Here is a 16,897-nt window from a genome sequence, read left to right as displayed (position 1 = left end):
CGGAGCGGCCACTATCCCTGCCCGCTTCCGACAAGGCAAGCTATGCTTGTGCGGGCGGCATGCGTAACGTTCTCACAGGCCGCTCGATGTTCGAACGCATATCGCAACTGGGCTGCGCATGGGGAAGCTGATCGACGAGTTCCGCAAGGGCTGGCAGGGCGCGGCGCCGCCCTCGCTCGGTCTGAGCATCTCGTTTGCGATAGTCTGCCTGTTGGCCGCAACCCTGGTCCGCTGGGGGCTCGCTCAGGTTCGCCCCGACATCTACTTCACGCCGTACTTTCCGGCCGTGTTCTTTGCAGCTGCCCTGGGCGGATTCCGGATCGGCGTGGTCACGGCGCTGATCGGCGGCGTGCTTGGAGTCGTCCTGAATTTCGGCGATGCCTTTGCCGATCGCGCGCGCTTTGCCCTGCTGGCGCTTTACTGGGCCGTCTGCGCGATAACCATCTGGGGTGTCGAGCACTATCGCACCATGCTGGCAGAGCAGCGCCGGATTTCCAAACGCCTGATCGAGGAAGAAGAGTATCGCAAGCTGCTGGTCGAGGAGCTGCAGCACCGGCTGAAGAACAAGCTGTCGACGGTGCATGCCGTGCTGCACCAGGTGCTGCACGACCACCCACAGGTCTGGGCCCGGGTCGATCCCCGGCTGCGCTCGCTGGCCGCAACCGACGATCTGATCTCGCGGATCGACAAGGGCGGCTGCGATATCCGCGACCTCCTGATCTCGGAGCTCGGCCCCTATGGCCATGTCCGCTTCACTCTCAACGGTGAGCGGCTGTTCCTGCCGCCGAAGCTCGCGGTCACGCTGTCATTGATGTTTCACGAGCTCGCTACCAATGCGGGCAAGTACGGCGCATTCTCCTCACCGCGCGGCCTGTTGCAGGTGTCCTGGACCATCAGCGACGACCGCCTGACCATCACCTGGGACGAAACCGAAGGGCCGAGCGTGGACAAGGTATCCGAGCCCGGCTTCGGCACCAAGCTGCTGAAATCGGCATTGTCGTCCTTCGATGGCAGGACCGAGATCGCGTATCTGAAAACCGGGCTGCATTGCATCATGCAGTGCCGAATTCCGCGAAGCGAATAGAACGCAGCGACGTAAGAGGCGTGCACCCTCCCCGCTTGCGCGGCGCAATCGCGTATGGCATTTGCGCGACCCGAGCAAGCGCCTCGCCTTTCGAGACGGCGCTGACGCGCCTCCTCTCCAGGATGAGGCTAAGCGGCATCGATGTTCGTTCAAAGTGGCGCAAAGCACTCCGGTCCTCATCCTGAGGGCCCGCCAGCGGCGGGCGTCTCGAAGGATGGCCGCAGGCGAAATCGTTCCGGCGCGCACTGCGCTCGCAGTTTCGCTTTGCGCGTTGACCCTCTGTTAATGACGATCGTCAGCGCGCGTCGCATCGTCGCAAGTTTTCTCCAAAACACCCCCGTATTTCTCCTGGCCCCTTAACCAAACTTAAGAGGGAACTGCGCAAGATCGCGCCCATTGCAAAGGCGCGCCGAAACAACAAGATTCATGACTTGTATGAACGACGATACATATTCCGGCGCGACTGAAGCCGAGCTCGGTTTTCTCAAGGAAATCGTTAGAATGCTACCTGCCGGCCTCACCGTGCAGGACGCGCATGGCGAGCTTCTGCTGGTCAACGATGCCGCCGCCGCCCAGCTCGGCATGGACGGCAGCCGTCCCTCACCCGATCTGGCCCCGCGACGCCGAGCCTGCCGGCAGGCGCTGAACGCCGGCCAGGCGGTCGTGACCGAGGAGGCGCTTCACGTCGGCGCCGCACGCCAGGTGCTGCTCACGACCCATCGTCCCGTTCGCCTCGCCGGGCGCGAGCTCCTGATCTCGGCATCCTCCGACATCACCGAGCAGAAGAATTTCGAAGACCAGCTGTTCCGCTCGGCCTATTTCGACGAGCTGACCGGCCTGCCCTCGCGGCGCGTGATCGAGCATCGCGCCACCAGCCTGCTCGCGCGCGATCGCAGCAGCGAGCGCTTTGCGCTGGCCTTTCTCGACGTCGACAATTTCAAGCACATCAACGACTATTACGGCCACACCGTGGGCGACGCGCTGCTGGTCGAGCTGTCGAAGCGGCTCGGGCGCGACCTGCGCGATTCCGACATGCTCTCGCGCATCTCCGGCGACGAATTCCTGCTGCTGCTGTCACCGATCCAGAGCCAGGAGGAAGTCGCCGAGTTCATGCAATCGACGCTGGAGCGGCTGACCGCGCCGTTCTTCATCGACAATTCGGAGGTCTTCGCCTCGACCTCGGTCGGCATCAGCCTTTATCCCGACCACGGACGCAGCTTCGAGACGCTACGGCAGAACGCCGATATCGCGATGTACCGCATCAAGAACAACGGCAAGGGACTGGCCGCCTTCTTCGATGCCAGCATGGAGCGCGAGGCGCAGGCGCGGATGAAGGTCGAGCAGTCGCTGCGGCTTGCCATCCTGGAAAAGCGCTTCTGCTGCGCCTTCCAGTCCAAGGTCGACATCCGCACCCAGGCCGTGAAGGGCATCGAGGCCCTGGTGCGCCTGCGCGACGACGAAGGCGTGATCCAGGCGCCCGGATCGTTCATCAATCTCGCCGGCGAGCTCGGCCTGATCGACGAGCTGACCCATCTCGTACTCGCCGAGATCGTCAAATCGATCGACCTGATCAACGACACGTTCGGCGCGGAAGCGACCATCAGCATCAACGTCGCCGCCAAGCAGGCCGGCAATCCCGAGTTCATGCGCAGCTTTGCGCAGGCGCTGGAGGAGACCGGCTTTCCGCAGCGGTTCATGATCGAGGTGACGGAAGATGCTTTCGTCGCCAAGAATCACTTCCAGGCCGAGATCCTGCCGATGTTCCGCAAGCTCGGCGTCGGCATCTCCATCGACGATTTCGGCACCGGCTATTCTTCGCTCTCGGCGCTCGCCGACATCACCGCGGACGAGATCAAGATCGACCGCTCTTTCATCACCGACATCCATAAGCGCCCGCGCAGCCAGGGCATCCTGCGCGCAATCGAATCCTTGAGCGAAGCGCTCGGCATGACCGTGATCGCCGAAGGCCTCGAATCCTACGAGGAGCTCGCCTATCTCCATGCGGCAACGAAGATCCGCTACGCGCAGGGCTACTACTTCTCGCGGCCGATCTTCCTGGAGGAGCTGAAGCTCGCAACGCCCGCCTCCAGCGAGGCGCGGGTCAGCGTGGCGAGCCGCCCGATGCAGCAGAACCGCCAGGGCTATTCGCGGGCGAGCGGGTATCGGCGGTAGGGCTAGAGCGACGCAACAAACACCGCTGTCGTCCCGGGCTAGCGTTAGCGCAGACCCGGGACCCATAACCACAGGGAGCCATGTGACGCGAAGCTCCCACTCCGAGTCTTCGCCAAACGTCTTCCTGTGGGTATGGGTCCCGGGTTCGCTTCGCGCCCGGGACGACAGCAATTGCCGAGCTCGCTGAGTGCCCATTTCCCCCTTTGAAATTGCTGGCCTTTTGCTAATACACAGGCGGACCTCCGCTGGGATATGTCATGTCCGCTTCCGCCTCGATCCGCGACCCTGCCTATCTCCGTGCGCGCGCGATGGAGACGCTGTTCGAACGGCTGGAACAGCTCTGCGAAGGTGCGATTGCGATCGACCGCGGCGGGCGCGTCGTCTACGTCAACGAGAAATATCTCGCCGCGCTCGGCCTCGAGCATCCGACCGAGGCGATCGGCCGGTCGATCGAGGAGGTCATCCCGAACAGCCTGATGCGCAAGGTGGCCGAGACCGGCGAGCCGATCCTGCTCGACATCATGGAGCTCGGCGGCGAGCAGCTCGTCGTCACCCGCATGCCGATCGAGGACGAGAACGGGACGGTGATCGGCGCGATCGGCTTCGTGCTCTATGATCATCTCGAAAGCCTGAAACCGCTGCTGGCCCGCGTCGCCCAGCTCGAGAGCGATCTGCGGCTGGCGCGGCGGCAATTGTCCAACGCCCGCGCGGCGCGTTTCACCTTCGCCGATTTCGTCGGCACGACGCCTGCCATCGCGCGGGCCAAGGAGATCGCAAGCCGTGCCGCGCGGCAGAGCGTCACGGTTCTGCTCACCGGCGAAACCGGGACGGGCAAGGAGATGCTGGCGCAGGCGATCCACAACGCCTCCTCGCGTGCAGAGAGGCCGTTCGTCAGCGTCAACGTCGCCGCGATCCCGGACACGCTGATCGAGTCGGAATTCTTCGGCACTGCGCCGGGCGCCTATACCGGCGCGGACCGGCGGGGACGCGAGGGCAAGTTCCGCATTGCCGACGGCGGCACGCTGTTCCTCGACGAGATCGGCGAGATGCCGCTGCAATTGCAGGCCAAGCTGTTGCGCGTGCTCCAGGAGCGCGAGATCGAGCCGCTCGGCTCGGACAAGATCTCGAAGGTGGACGTGCGCGTGATCGCTGCCACCAATGTGGATCTGCGCAAGCGCGTCAGCGACGGCGCGTTCCGGCCCGACCTTTATTATCGGCTCAACGTGCTCTCGATCGAGCTGCCGCCGCTGCGCCATTGCCTCGACGATCTCCCGGATATCTGCGCCCGGCTGCTCGACGACATCAGCGGATCGGGCGACTACGTCAAGGCGAAGATCACGCCGAGCGCACTCGCCGCGCTCGCGCGCTATGACTGGCCGGGCAATGTCCGCGAGCTCCGCAACATCCTCGAGCGCGCGCTGATCCTCAGCGATTCCGGGCGGCTGACCGGCGAGGACGTCGCGCGCATCCTCCCGGTCGACACGGAGGTCAGGCTTGCGCCGCCCGCGCGACCGGCCGGAGCGGTGGTGCCCTATGCCGAAGCCGAGGCGGAGTTCGAGAAGCACACGCTCGAACAGGCGCTCGCCGCCAGCAACGGCCAGATCACGGAAGCCGCCAGGATGCTGCGGATCTCGCGCGCAACCTTCTACAAGAAGCTCGCCAAGTTCGGCCTCACGACGGGGACGGCGCCGGTCTGAGATCGTAGATCCGGATGGAGCCGTAGCTGCTGCCATACTCTCGGTGTCGTCCCGGACAAGCGTAAGCGCAGATCCGGGATCCATGGCCACAGGGTTGAGTTTGGCGAAGATTCGTAGTCGCCAGCTCGCGCCACAACTTCCCCTTGGGGGTATGGATCCGGGATCAGCGCGCGCTTGTGGCGCGCTTGTCCGGGACGACAGCGGAGTGAATGGCTCGCTGTCGTGCGCTCTGTTCAGGTGCCTTAGTCCGTCTGAGTTTCGAGACACCGGACTGTCCGGAGTCTCGGATTCCGGACAGCGCGCCCGGCTGCTCTTCCGGGACGAATTGCAGGCAATTGCCGCAGATTTCAGCGGTTTTGCGCGAAGCTGCGGGATCTGGCGCGGACCTTGCTCTCCGCTTTGCCGTCTTTCATTCGCGAGGAGCAACCTGTTCCGGGGCAGCTCTCCGCGGTAAGATCAAGCAAAACAAGGCCTACGGTCCAGGGAGCGGGAGGAACGCCGTGAGCCATCATCCAGCTCTGCCTTACTTGCGCAATTCCGAGAAGGGCAAGGTCGTCTCGGCGAATGAAGCCGTCATGCTGATCCGCGACGGCGACACCGTGGCGACCGGCGGCTTCGTCGGCATCGGCTTTGCCGAGGAGATCGCCATCGCGCTGGAGGAGCTCTATCTGTCCCATGAGGGGGATGCGCCCTATACGCAAGGCAAGCCGCGCAACCTAACGCTGGTCTATGCGGCCGGGCAGGGCGACGGCAAGCAGCGCGGCCTCAATCATTTCGGACATGAAGGCCTGGTCCGGCGCGTGATCGGCGGGCATTGGGGCCTTGCGCCGAAACTGCAGCAGCTCGCGATCGCAAACCAGATCGAGGCCTATAACCTGCCGCAGGGCGTCATCACGCATCTGTTCCGCGACATCGCCGCGCACCGGCCCGGCCACATCACCCGCGTCGGCATGGGCACCTTCGTCGACCCCAGGCATGGCGGCGGCAAGCTGAACGCACGCACCACCGAGGACCTGGTGGAGCTGATCACGCTGCGCGGCGAAGAGTGCCTGCTCTACAAGACCTTCCCGATCGATGTCGGGATCATCCGCGCCACCACGGGCGATCCCGATGGCAACCTCACCATGGAGAAGGAGGCGCTGACGCTGGAAGCGCTCGCCATCGCCATGGCGGCGCATAATTCCGGCGGCATCGTCATCGCCCAGGTCGAGCGCGTCGCCGAAGCCGGCAGCCTCAATCCGCGTCAAGTGAAGATTCCCGGCATCCTCGTCGACTGCGTCGTGGTGTCGAGGCCCGAGAATCACTGGCAGACCTTCGGCACGCAATACAATCCGGCTTTCTCGAGCGAGATCCGCGTCCGCGCCACCTCTCTGCCGGTGATGCCGATCAGCGAGCGCAAGATCATCGCCCGGCGCGCCGCGCTGGAGCTGAAGGCCAACAGCGTCGTCAATCTCGGCATCGGCATGCCCGAGGGAATCGCCTCGGTCGCCAACGAGGAACGGATCATCGATCTGATCACGCTGACGGCGGAGCCGGGCGTGATCGGCGGCATCCCGGCGAGCGGCATCGATTTCGGCGCCGCAATCAACACCCAGGCCGTGATCGACCAACCCTACCAGTTCGACTTCTACGACGGCGGCGGTTTGGACGCCGCCGTCCTCGGGCTCGCCCAGGTCGACCGCGCCGGCAACCTCAATGTCAGCAAGTTCGGGCCGAAGCTTGCCGGGGCCGGCGGCTTCATCAACATCAGCCAGAACGCCAAGGAGGTCGTCTTCGTCGGTACGTTCGGTGCGGGCAAGCAACGCATTTCAGTGGAGGACGGCAAGCTCGTCATCCTCGACGAAGCCAGGTCGCGCAAGTTCGTCGATCGCGTCGAGCACGTCACCTTCAGCGGCCCGTTTGCCGCCGCGCGCAAGCAACGCACGCTGTACGTCACCGAGCGCTGCGTGTTCGAGCTCAGGGGCGAGGGGCTTGAGCTCACCGAAGTCGCGCCCGGCATTGACATCGAGCGTGACATCCTGCGCCTGATGGATTTCAAGCCGCTGATCCCGCGCGACCCTGTGCTGATGGACGCGCGCATCTTCGGCGAGGGTCTGATGGATCTGCGCGAGCGCCTGCTCACCATCCCGCTCGACCAGCGCTTCACGCTGGACGAGCAGCAGAACCTGTTCTTCGTCAATCTGGAGCGCTACCCGCTGCGCAGCAAGGCCGAGATCGACACCATCGCTGCCATCGTCGAGGCCCGCCTGGCGCCGCTCGGGCGTCGGGTCTACGCCATCGTCAATTATGACAACTTTTCCATCCTGCCGGAGCTGATGGACGATTATTCTGCGATGGTGCGCAGCCTCGTCGACCGCTTCTATTCCGGCGTGTCGCGCTACACCACGTCGGGCTTTCTGCGCATCAAGCTGGGTGAAGCCCTGGAGAAACGCGGCGTCGCGCCGCACATCTTCGAAAGCGCGGAGGAAGCGCAGTCGGACTGGCGCCAGGTCGAGGCCGGCGCAGCGAGGCAGGCCCAAAAATGATGCATGCCCGCAAAGGCCAGCCCGCGCCACCGGAAGGTTCAATTGCAATGTTCCCAAGCTTGTGCAAATCGCTGTTACCGAGAAACTTCAAATCAGGAGGGACCATCGTGCGTCGATCACTCATCATAACAGCAACCATCCTCGCGCTCGGCGCGGGCACCGCCGCACAGGCCGACGATCTCAAGATTGCGCTGATCTATGGCAAGACCGGTCCGCTCGAGGCCTACGCCAAGCAGACCGAGACCGGCCTGAAGATGGGCTTTGAGTACGCCACCAAGGGCACCATGACGCTCGACGGCCGCAAGATCGTCGTCATCACCAAGGACGACCAGGGCAAGCCGGATCTGGCCAAGGCCGCGCTCGCGGAGGCCTATCAGGACGACAAGGCCGACATTGCGATCGGCACGACCTCGTCGGCGGCGGCGCTCGCGATTCTCCCGGTCGCCGAGGAGAACAAGAAGATCCTGATCGTCGAGCCCGCGGTCGCGGACCAGATTACCGGCGAGAAGTGGAATCGCTACATCTTCCGCACCGGGCGCAACTCGTCGCAGGACGCGATCTCCAACGCTGTCGCAATCGGCAAGCAGGGCGTCACCGTCGCGACGCTGGCGCAGGACTATGCGTTCGGCCGTGACGGCGTCGCCGCTTTCAAGGAGGCGCTCGCCAAGACCGGCGCGACGCTCGCCGCCGAGGAGTATGCCCCGACCTCGACCACCGACTTCACCGCCGTCGGCCAGCGCCTGTTCGACGCGCTGAAGGACAAGCCGGGCCGCAAGGTGATCTGGGTGATCTGGGCCGGCGCCGGTAACCCGCTGGCCAAGCTCCAGGACATGGACCCGAAGCGCTATGGCATCGAGCTCTCCACCGGCGGCAACATCCTGCCGGCGCTCGCCGCCTACAAGGGCCTGCCCGGCATGGAAGGCGCGACGTACTACTTCTACGACATTCCGAAGAACCCCGTGAACGACTGGCTGGTCGCCGAGCACCAGAAGCGCTTCAACGCGCCGCCGGATTTCTTCACCGCGGGCGGCTTCGCCGCCGCGATGTCCGTCGTCGCCGCCGTCACCAAGGCGAAGTCGACCGACACCGAGAAGCTGATCACGGCAATGGAAGGCCTGGAGTTCGACACGCCCAAGGGCAAGATGGTGTTCCGGAAGGAAGATCATCAGGCGCTGCAGAGCATGTATCACTTCAAGGTCAAGGTCGATCCGAACGTCGCCTGGGCCGTGCTCGAGCCGGTGCGCGAGTTGAAGATCGAGGATATGAACGTTCCGATCAAGAACAAGCGCTGAGGTTTCTTGCTTCACCTCTCCCGCTCGCGGGAGAGGCCGGGAGAGGGCTCTATCCTCTCAGGGGTTCTCGCCCGCGGAGACACCCTCTCCCCAGCCCTCCCCCGCAAGCGGGGGAGGGAGCGCAGCGCAGCGCAGCCGCGGATACATCTCGTTTCATCGATTGCCAGATCCTCAATGCCTCTCACCCTCGAAACCCGCGACCTCACCATCCGCTTCGGCGGCCATGTCGCGGTCAACAACGTCTCCTGCACGTTTCGCCCGGGCGAGCTCACCGCCATCGTCGGGCCGAACGGCGCCGGCAAGACCACCTATTTCAATCTGATCTCGGGCCAGCTCCGCGCTTCACACGGCAGCATCCTGTTCGACGGCACCGACATCACGGGGCAGTCCGCGCCGATGCGCACCCGCGCCGGTCTCGGCCGCGCCTTCCAGCTCACCAATCTGTTCCCGAACCTGTCGGTGGAAGAGAACGTCCGCCTCGCGGTGCAGGCCGCGAACGGCACCCATTACGACATGCTGCGGCCCTGGATGGTGCGCCGCGATTTGATCGCGCGCGCCGACGCCATCCTCGACCAGGTCGCGCTCGGCAGCCGCCGCGGCGTCGCCGCGACCGCGCTGTCCCATGGCGATCAGCGCAAGCTCGAGGTCGCGCTGATGATCGCGCTGGAGCCGAAAGTGTTCATGTTCGACGAGCCGACCGCCGGCATGAGCATCGACGAGGTGCCCGTCGTCCTCAACCTGATCGCGCAGCTCAAGCAGGACAGGAGCAAGATCATCCTTCTCGTCGAGCACAAGATGGACGTGGTGCGCTCGCTCGCCGACCGCATCATCGTGCTGCATAACGGCCAGCTCGTCGCCGACGGCCCGCCCGCGGAAGTGATCGCCTCGCCGATCGTGCAGGAGGCCTATCTCGGCGTCGCGCCCAAGAACACTGCAGGGGACACTGCAGGGAGCGCAGCATGACTGACTTGCTCAGACTCTCCGGCGTGCACACCCATATCGGCCGCTATCACATCCTCCAGGGCATCGATCTCGCAGTCCCGCAAGGACAGGTCACGATGCTGCTCGGCCGCAACGGCGCGGGCAAGACCACGACGCTGCGCACCATCATGGGCCTGTGGCAGGCCTCGAAGGGCGAGATCACCCTCGCCGGCGAGCGCATCGAGAGCCTTGCCACGCCCGACATCGCGCGGCGCGGCGTCGGTTACGTGCCGGAGAGCATGGCGGTGTTCTCCGATCTCACGGTGAAGGAGAACCTCGTGCTCGCGGCCCGCGACGGGCCGCTCGACGACACCCAGCTCGACTGGATCTTCGGCTTCTTTCCGGCGCTGCGCCGCTTCTGGCTATCGCGCGCGGGAAGCCTCTCGGGCGGGCAGAAGCAGATGCTGTCGATCGCGCGCGCCATCGTCGAACCGCGCAAGCTGCTGCTGGTCGACGAGCCGACCAAGGGGCTCGCGCCGGCCATCGTGATGGCGCTGATCGAGTGCCTGAAGGAGATCAAGCGCAAGGGCGCCACCATCCTGCTGGTCGAACAGAATTTCTTCGCCGCCCGTGAGCTCGGCGACAACGTGCTGGTCATGGACAACGGCACTATCGTCCATCGCGGCGAGATGGCGGCGCTCGCCGCCGACGTATCGCTGCAGGAGCGGCTGCTCGGCCTGAGTCTGGGGGCGCATCAGTGAGTGACATTGCCGCAACCGATCCGCTGCCGAAGCCGAAGCGGGATCTCGCACCGATCCTGCTGCCGGTCGCGCTCGCCGTTCTGATGATCCCGCTGATCGGATCGACTTCTTCCTGGCTCACGCTGACCGTGGCGAGCCTCGCCATGGGCATGATGATCTTCATCATGGCCTCCGGGCTGACGCTGGTGTTCGGCCTGATGGACGTGCTCAATTTCGGCCATGGCGCCTTCATCGCCGTCGGCGCCTATGTCGCCACGCTGGTTCTGGCCCCGTTCGCGGCGTCCATTCAGGCGGATTCGCTCTGGATGAACCTCGCGGTGCTGGCCCCGGCCGCGCTGCTGTCGATGGCGGTCTCCGGCGCGCTCGGCCTGGTCGTCGAGCGCGTGCTGATCCTGCCCGTCTACGGCCAGCATCTGAAGCAGATCCTGATGACGACCGGCGGCCTGATCGTCGCCGAGCAGACGCTCTATGCGCTGTGGGGACCGCAGATCATCCCGATGCCGCTGCCCACCTCGCTGCGCGGCTCGTTCATCCTCGGCGACGTCGCGATCGCCAAGTACCGCGTACTGGCGATGCTGATCGGCCTCGCCATCTTCATCGCGATCCAGCTCGTGCTCAACCGCAGCAAGGTCGGCCTCCTGATCCGCGCCGGCGTCGAGAATCGCGAGATGGTGGAGGCGCTCGGCTACCGCATCCGCCGCCTGTTCCTCGGCGTGTTCATGACGGGATCGGCGCTGGCCGGTCTCGGCGGCGTGATGTGGGCGCTCTATCGCGAACAGGTGCACGCTTCCATGAGCGACGACCTCACGGTGCTGATTTTCATCGTCGTCATCATCGGCGGCCTGGGGTCGATCGGCGGCTGCTTCATCGGCGCCATCCTGGTCGCCATGGTCGCCAATTACGGCGGCTTCCTGGTGCCAAAGCTCGCCCTCGTATCCAACATCCTGCTGATGGTCGCCATTCTGATGTGGCGGCCGCGCGGCCTCTATGCGGTGACCAGCCGATGATGATCCTCTCAGGCGATCCGCCGCGTAGCCGCATCCTCACGCTCGTTCTCGTCGTCATCATCCTGGCGCTCGCCGCGACGCCGTTCCTGTTCCCGGGTGCCAAGGCGCTGAACGTGGCGGCGAAGATCTGCGTCTTCGCCGCGCTGGTCGCCTCCTACGACCTCCTGCTCGGCTATACCGGCTCGGTCTCGTTCGCCCACACCATGTTCTACGGCATCGGCAGCTACGCCATCGCGATCGCGCTGTACGGGATGGGCCCGAACTGGGCGGCGGTCGCAACCGGAATCGTCGTGGGCCTGCCGCTCGCAGCTCTGCTCGCTCTGGCCATCGGGCTCTTTTCGCTGCGCGTCGCGGCGATCTTCTTCGCCATGATCACGCTGGCCGTGGCGTCCGCCTTCCAGGTGCTGGCCTCGCAGCTGTCCTGGCTGACAGGGGGCGAGGACGGACGCAGCTTCCAGCTGCCAGAGCTGCTGCGCCCCGGCACCGTGCTGATCCCCAAGAGCTTGTTCGGCTTCGAGATCAACGGCCGGATCCTGACCTTCTATCTGGTGTTCGCCGTTTCGGCGCTGATGATCCTCGCCTTGCTGCGGGTCGTGAACTCGCCGTTCGGGCGTGTGCTGCAGGCGATCCGCGAGAACCGGTTTCGCGCCGAGGCACTCGGCTTCCGCACCGTATTCCACCTGACCTACGCCAACTGCCTCGCGGCGCTGGTTGCCGCCAGCGCGGGAATGCTGAACGCGCTGTGGCTGCGCTATGCCGGCCCCGATACCTCGCTGAGCTTCTCGATCATGCTGGACATCCTGCTGATGGTCGTGATCGGCGGCATGGGCACGATCTACGGCGCGCTCATCGGCGCCACCATCTTCATCCTCGCCCAGAACTATCTGCAATCGCTGATGGGCGTTGCCTCCAACGCGGCGGGCGAAGCCGGCCTGCCGCTGCTGCCGGGGCTGCTCCATCCCGATCGCTGGCTGCTGTGGCTCGGGCTGCTGTTCATCGCCAGCGTCTACTTCTTCCCGACCGGCGTGGTCGGGCGGCTGCGCAAGGCCAGCGGCGACAAGAGCGCCGGCAGCTCGCATTAAGCCTTTGGTAATGATGCAGCGCGGCGTTTGCTGCGCGCGCCGCACAACCGTGACGGGCTTCCCGCTGCGCGACATGCGGACGCCGTGGCTCAACCGGATTAATACTTGGGTAACTTGCTTTCCTAAGGTTTGCGCCATTTGTGCGGTGTATTCCTGTTCCTCGTGTGAGGTGGAATGCGCCAGGTCCTTTCTACGGTGGCTGCCGGAATGTCTCTTGCCGTAAGGAGCGGCTGGGAGGCCTTGGCGCGACGTAGTCCCGTCCTGTGGTTGACCCTGTGCGGCGTGTTGCTGGTCGCCGGAATCTTCGCCGTCACGGCCATGGCCGTCGGCGAGTTCCGCGAGCGGACCCTCGCCAACCGCGAACGCGAGCTGGAAAACACGGTGCAGCTGATCGCGCGGCATTTCGATCAGCAGTTCGAGGATTCCGATGTCGTCGCCGCCGATCTGATCGGGCAGATGAACCTGGCCGACATCACCTCCCCGGCAATGTTCCGCGAGCGCATGTCCGGTCCCGACACGAACCAGATGCTGCGCAGCAAGATCAGCTCCGTGTCCCATCTGGGCGACATCGCGATCTATGATGCCGACGGCGAGCTGATCAACTGGTCGCGGGCCCACCCGCTGCCCAAGATCAATATTTCGTCCCGGGCCTACTTTCAGACGTTCAAGACCAATCCGCAGTCCGAGACGGTGCTGCTGGAATCCGTCCGCAGCTTCATCATCAACAAATGGACCACGATCGTCGCACGCCGGTTGACCGGCGCCGACGGCACCTTCCTCGGGGCGATGGTGCGCCGGATCGACCCGGACAGCTACCGGCAGTATTTCGCGTCTGTCGCGCTAGCCGAGGGTACGGCCATCTCGCTGTTCGACCGCCAAGGCAAGATGCTGGCGCGCCATCCGCATGTCGAAGAGCTGATCGGGCGCAACCTCAGGGATGCGCCACTGATGCGGAAGGTGCTCACCAAAGGCGGTCAGCAGACTCTCCGCGTCAGGGGCCTCATCGACGACGAGGAGCGGCTCGGCTCGGCGGCATCGCTGACGCATTTCCCGCTGATCATCGTCGGCACCAACACCACGGCGGCGGCCCTTGCGGACTGGCGGCAGCAGACCGGCTTCATGGTCACGACCGCAGCGCTTTCAGCCGCCGTCATCGCGCTGATCCTGTATCTGATCATCCGCCAGATCAACCGGCAGAACCGTGAGGCGCAGGAGCGGATCGAAGCGAAGCGGCTTCAGCTCGACACCGCGCTCAACAACATGTCGCAAGGGTTGATCCTGTACGACGCCGCCGGTTACATCGTCACCTGCAACCGCCGCTACGCCGACATGTTTGGCCTCTCCCACGACGTCATCAAGCCGGGCTGCCACATCCGCGAGGCGATGTATCATCGCAAGGAGCGCGATGCGTTCGACGGCGATGTGGAGACATTTTGCGCCGACGTGATGAGGATCGTCGCCGAAGGCACGGTCTCGACGAGAATTCATCAGTTGGCCAGCGGCCGCGCCTTCCAGGTCATCAACACCCCGCTCGCGCAGGGTGGATGGGTCGCCACGATCGAAGACATTACCGAGCGCCGCAACCTGGAACAGGAGCGCGACCGCAACTACACCTTCCTGCGCGAGATCATCGATCACATCCCCTCGCAGATCACGGTGAAGGACGCCCGAACGCGGCAATATCTGCTGATCAACCGGACCGCCGAGCAGCAATTCGGCCAATCGCGCGAAGTCATCGTCGGCAAGACCCCCTTCGATCTTTATCCGGAAGAAGCCGCCAGACTCGTCACCGAGGACGACAGCAGAGCGCTGCAGGCCGCCGGCGGATTGTTCAAGGACGAACATCCCTGGCGAAGCCAGACCAAGGGGCTGCGCTATATCACCTCGACCCGGATCGGCATTCGCGACAGGTCCGGCGAGCCGCGCTACCTCATCAGTGTCGTCGAGGACGTCACTGAGCGGCGCTACGCCGACGAGAAGATCGCGCATCTGGCGCATTACGATGCGCTGACCGACCTGCCGAACCGAACCCTGTTCCGCGAGCAGATCGAATGCGAGCTGGCGAAGGTCGCCGGCGGCAAGCAGTTCGCTCTGCTCTACATCGACGTCGACGAATTCAAGGGCATCAACGACTCGCTCGGCCACCACGTCGGCGACGAGCTGTTGAAGGCGATCGCGGACCGTCTCCGCGGCTGCCTCAGGCCGGGCGATTTAATCGCGCGGCTCGGCGGCGACGAGTTCGCGGTGATCCAGACCGGGATCGGATCCTCCGCCGACGTGCTGTTCTTCCTGGCGCGGATCTACCAGGCGATCCGGCAGCCCTATCATTGTCTCGGCCATCAGCTCTCCACCGATGCCAGCATCGGGATTGCGCTGGCGCCGCAGGACGGCGCCGATCTCGATCAGCTGATCAAGAACGCCGACCTTGCGATGTACGGCGCCAAGGCCAATGGACGCCGCACCCACCGCTTCTTCGAGCCGGAGATGGATGCGAGCGCCAAGGCACGCCTGAGCATGGAGCTGGATTTGCGGCAGGCCCTCGTGAATGGCGGCTTCGAGATTCACTATCAGCCGCTGGTCGACCTGCGCACCAACGAAGTCTCCGGCTGCGAGGCGCTGCTGCGCTGGCGGCATCCCGAGCGCGGCATGGTGTCGCCGGCGGAGTTCATTCCGGTCGCCGAGGACACCGGCATGATCAACGAGCTCGGCGACTGGGTGTTGCGGATGGCCTGCAACGAGGCCGCGACCTGGCCGGCGCATGTGCGCGTCGCGGTCAACGTCTCGCCGGTGCAGCTCAAATGCGACACGCTGGCGCTGCGGATCGCTGGCGCGCTCGCCGCCTCCGGCCTGAACCCGCGTCGGCTCGAGCTCGAGATCACCGAGGCCGTGCTGATCCGCGACGACGAGGCGGCGCTCTCGATCCTGCATCAGCTCCGCTCGATCGGCGTGCGCATCGCGCTCGACGATTTCGGCACCGGCTACTCCTCGCTGAGCTATCTGAAGCGCTTCCCGTTCGACAAGATCAAGATCGACCGCTGCTTCGTCGCCGACATCGCAGAGGCGAGCGGCTCGCCCGTGATCGTGCAGGCGGTGGTGAACATTGCGGCCGCCAGTAGCATGACCACGGTCGCCGAGGGCGTCGAGACCGAGGCACAGCGCGACATGCTGCGCGCGCTCGGCTGCACGCAGATGCAGGGCTATCTGTTCAGCGCCCCGAAGCCGGCCAGCGAGGTGCGAAAGCTGTTCGGCCCCGGCGACTCCGCGCCCGTGGCGGCGGTGGCCTGATGGCGAAGTCGAGGACACTTCCGACCCCAGCCGTCGACGTTGCGGATTCCTATGCCGTGCGGCTGATGCAACACCTGGTGGTGCCGACCTTCGTGATCGACCCCAAGCGCCGTGTGGTGATCTGGAACATGGCCTGCGAGCGATTGACCGGCGTCGCCGCCTCCGAGGTGATCGGCACCGGCAAGCACTGGCAGGCCTTCTACGAGACAAGGCGCCCCTGCCTTGCCGACCTCGTCGCGCTCGACCGGCCGGAGCAGCTGCCGGAATACTATTCGGAATATGCCGCGCGCGGCCATAACGGGCTCGGCTTTTCCGCGGAGAACTGGTGCGTGATGCCGAAGCTCGGCAGCCAGCTCTATCTCGCCATCGACGCCGGCCCGATCCACGACGAGGCCGGCCGGCTGATCGCGGTGGTGGAGACGCTGCGCGACCTCACCGACCAGAAGCGCGCCGAGATGGCGCTGAAGGAGCTCGCCACCAAGGACGGGCTGACCGGCCTGGCGAACCGCCGCTCCTTCGACCAGATGCTGTCGGACGAATGGGCGCGCGCCCAGCGCACGCAGAAGCCGCTGGCGCTGCTGTTCGTCGATGTCGACCATTTCAAGCTGTTCAACGACCGCCACGGCCACCAGAGCGGCGACGAGTGCCTGCGCGCGGTTGCCGCCGTCGTCAGCCGGCACGCGGTGCGCCCGCTCGATCTCGCCGGCCGCTATGGCGGCGAAGAGTTCGCGCTGATCCTGCCGGACATGGATTGCGACACCGCCTGCAACGTGGCCGAGGCGATCCGCTGCGCGGTCACGGCCTTGCAGATCGCCCACGGCGCCGCGGGCGCCGGCGATCACGTCACTCTCAGCGTCGGTGTCGCCAGCCACATCCCCGGCGGTGCCGACGGCGGCCCCGACCGGCTGCTGGGCGCGGCCGACGAGGCGCTCTATGTGGCCAAACGCCTCGGCCGCAACCGCGTCATGTGCGCCGAACGGGTGCTGGCCGAATTCGCCGCCCTCGGCCGGCAGGCGGCAACGGTTCCGGCCTCTGTCCGGCGCAAATCGGCTTGAGCGCATGCGGCGAGAA

The 16,897-nt window shown here is 65.1% G+C and carries 11 protein-coding genes; all 11 read left to right on the top strand.

Features of this window, described 5'->3' with window-relative positions:
- Nucleotides 1–118: 118 nt before the first annotated feature.
- Complete coding sequence (locus H1B27_RS06365; RefSeq protein WP_061879847.1) at nucleotides 119–1,084, top strand: sensor histidine kinase; 966 nt, start codon at nucleotides 119–121, stop codon at nucleotides 1,082–1,084.
- Between the two features lie 435 nt (nucleotides 1,085–1,519).
- Complete coding sequence (locus H1B27_RS06360) at nucleotides 1,520–3,256, top strand: putative bifunctional diguanylate cyclase/phosphodiesterase (protein WP_061879848.1); 1,737 nt, start codon at nucleotides 1,520–1,522, stop codon at nucleotides 3,254–3,256.
- 257 nt (nucleotides 3,257–3,513) lie between these two features.
- Nucleotides 3,514–4,953 (top strand): sigma-54 interaction domain-containing protein, encoded by a 1,440-nt coding sequence (locus H1B27_RS06355; protein ID WP_061879849.1) that lies wholly within the window; start codon nucleotides 3,514–3,516, stop codon nucleotides 4,951–4,953.
- Between the two features lie 500 nt (nucleotides 4,954–5,453).
- Nucleotides 5,454–7,478 (top strand): acyl CoA:acetate/3-ketoacid CoA transferase, encoded by a 2,025-nt coding sequence (locus H1B27_RS06350; RefSeq protein WP_197965388.1) that lies wholly within the window; start codon nucleotides 5,454–5,456, stop codon nucleotides 7,476–7,478.
- 107 nt (nucleotides 7,479–7,585) lie between these two features.
- Nucleotides 7,586–8,770, top strand: coding sequence for a substrate-binding domain-containing protein (locus H1B27_RS06345; protein ID WP_197965387.1), 1,185 nt, complete (start codon nucleotides 7,586–7,588; stop codon nucleotides 8,768–8,770).
- 174 nt (nucleotides 8,771–8,944) lie between these two features.
- On the top strand, nucleotides 8,945–9,733 hold the full coding sequence (locus H1B27_RS06340) for an ABC transporter ATP-binding protein (RefSeq protein WP_197965386.1): 789 nt from the start codon (nucleotides 8,945–8,947) through the stop codon (nucleotides 9,731–9,733).
- Nucleotides 9,730–10,452 carry an ABC transporter ATP-binding protein gene (locus H1B27_RS06335; RefSeq protein ID WP_197965385.1) on the top strand — a complete coding sequence of 241 codons (723 nt, stop codon included), beginning with the start codon at nucleotides 9,730–9,732 and terminating at the stop codon, nucleotides 10,450–10,452. The genes H1B27_RS06340 and H1B27_RS06335 overlap by 4 nt, the downstream gene beginning before the upstream one ends.
- Nucleotides 10,449–11,459, top strand: a complete 1,011-nt coding sequence (locus tag H1B27_RS06330; protein ID WP_197965384.1) for a branched-chain amino acid ABC transporter permease — start codon at nucleotides 10,449–10,451, stop codon at nucleotides 11,457–11,459. Before H1B27_RS06335 ends, H1B27_RS06330 begins: the two co-directional genes overlap by 4 nt.
- Nucleotides 11,456–12,541 carry a branched-chain amino acid ABC transporter permease gene (locus H1B27_RS06325; protein ID WP_197488719.1) on the top strand — a complete coding sequence of 362 codons (1,086 nt, stop codon included), beginning with the start codon at nucleotides 11,456–11,458 and terminating at the stop codon, nucleotides 12,539–12,541. Before H1B27_RS06330 ends, H1B27_RS06325 begins: the two co-directional genes overlap by 4 nt.
- A gap of 174 nt (nucleotides 12,542–12,715) precedes the next feature.
- Nucleotides 12,716–15,826 carry a bifunctional diguanylate cyclase/phosphodiesterase gene (locus H1B27_RS06320; protein WP_197965383.1) on the top strand — a complete coding sequence of 1,037 codons (3,111 nt, stop codon included), beginning with the start codon at nucleotides 12,716–12,718 and terminating at the stop codon, nucleotides 15,824–15,826.
- Nucleotides 15,826–16,881 (top strand): sensor domain-containing diguanylate cyclase, encoded by a 1,056-nt coding sequence (locus tag H1B27_RS06315; RefSeq protein WP_197965382.1) that lies wholly within the window; start codon nucleotides 15,826–15,828, stop codon nucleotides 16,879–16,881. The genes H1B27_RS06320 and H1B27_RS06315 overlap by 1 nt, the downstream gene beginning before the upstream one ends.
- The last annotated feature ends 16 nt before the right edge of the window (nucleotides 16,882–16,897 follow it).

It is taken from the genome of Bradyrhizobium diversitatis, from assembly GCF_016031635.1.
Classification (GTDB): Bacteria; Pseudomonadota; Alphaproteobacteria; order Rhizobiales; family Xanthobacteraceae; genus Bradyrhizobium; species Bradyrhizobium diversitatis.
Note: the sequence above shows the minus strand (reverse complement) of the source record. Positions and strands in the feature narration are given on the sequence as shown.

Coding starts and splice junctions, on each gene's coding strand:
- H1B27_RS06365 (WP_061879847.1), top strand. CDS start 119: ATGGGGAAGCTGATCGACGAGTTCCGCAAGGGCTGGCAGGGCGCGGCG.
- H1B27_RS06360 (WP_061879848.1), top strand. CDS start 1,520: ATGAACGACGATACATATTCCGGCGCGACTGAAGCCGAGCTCGGTTTT.
- H1B27_RS06355 (WP_061879849.1), top strand. CDS start 3,514: ATGTCCGCTTCCGCCTCGATCCGCGACCCTGCCTATCTCCGTGCGCGC.
- H1B27_RS06340 (WP_197965386.1), top strand. CDS start 8,945: ATGCCTCTCACCCTCGAAACCCGCGACCTCACCATCCGCTTCGGCGGC.
- H1B27_RS06335 (WP_197965385.1), top strand. CDS start 9,730: ATGACTGACTTGCTCAGACTCTCCGGCGTGCACACCCATATCGGCCGC.
- H1B27_RS06325 (WP_197488719.1), top strand. CDS start 11,456: ATGATGATCCTCTCAGGCGATCCGCCGCGTAGCCGCATCCTCACGCTC.
- H1B27_RS06320 (WP_197965383.1), top strand. CDS start 12,716: ATGCGCCAGGTCCTTTCTACGGTGGCTGCCGGAATGTCTCTTGCCGTA.
- H1B27_RS06315 (WP_197965382.1), top strand. CDS start 15,826: ATGGCGAAGTCGAGGACACTTCCGACCCCAGCCGTCGACGTTGCGGAT.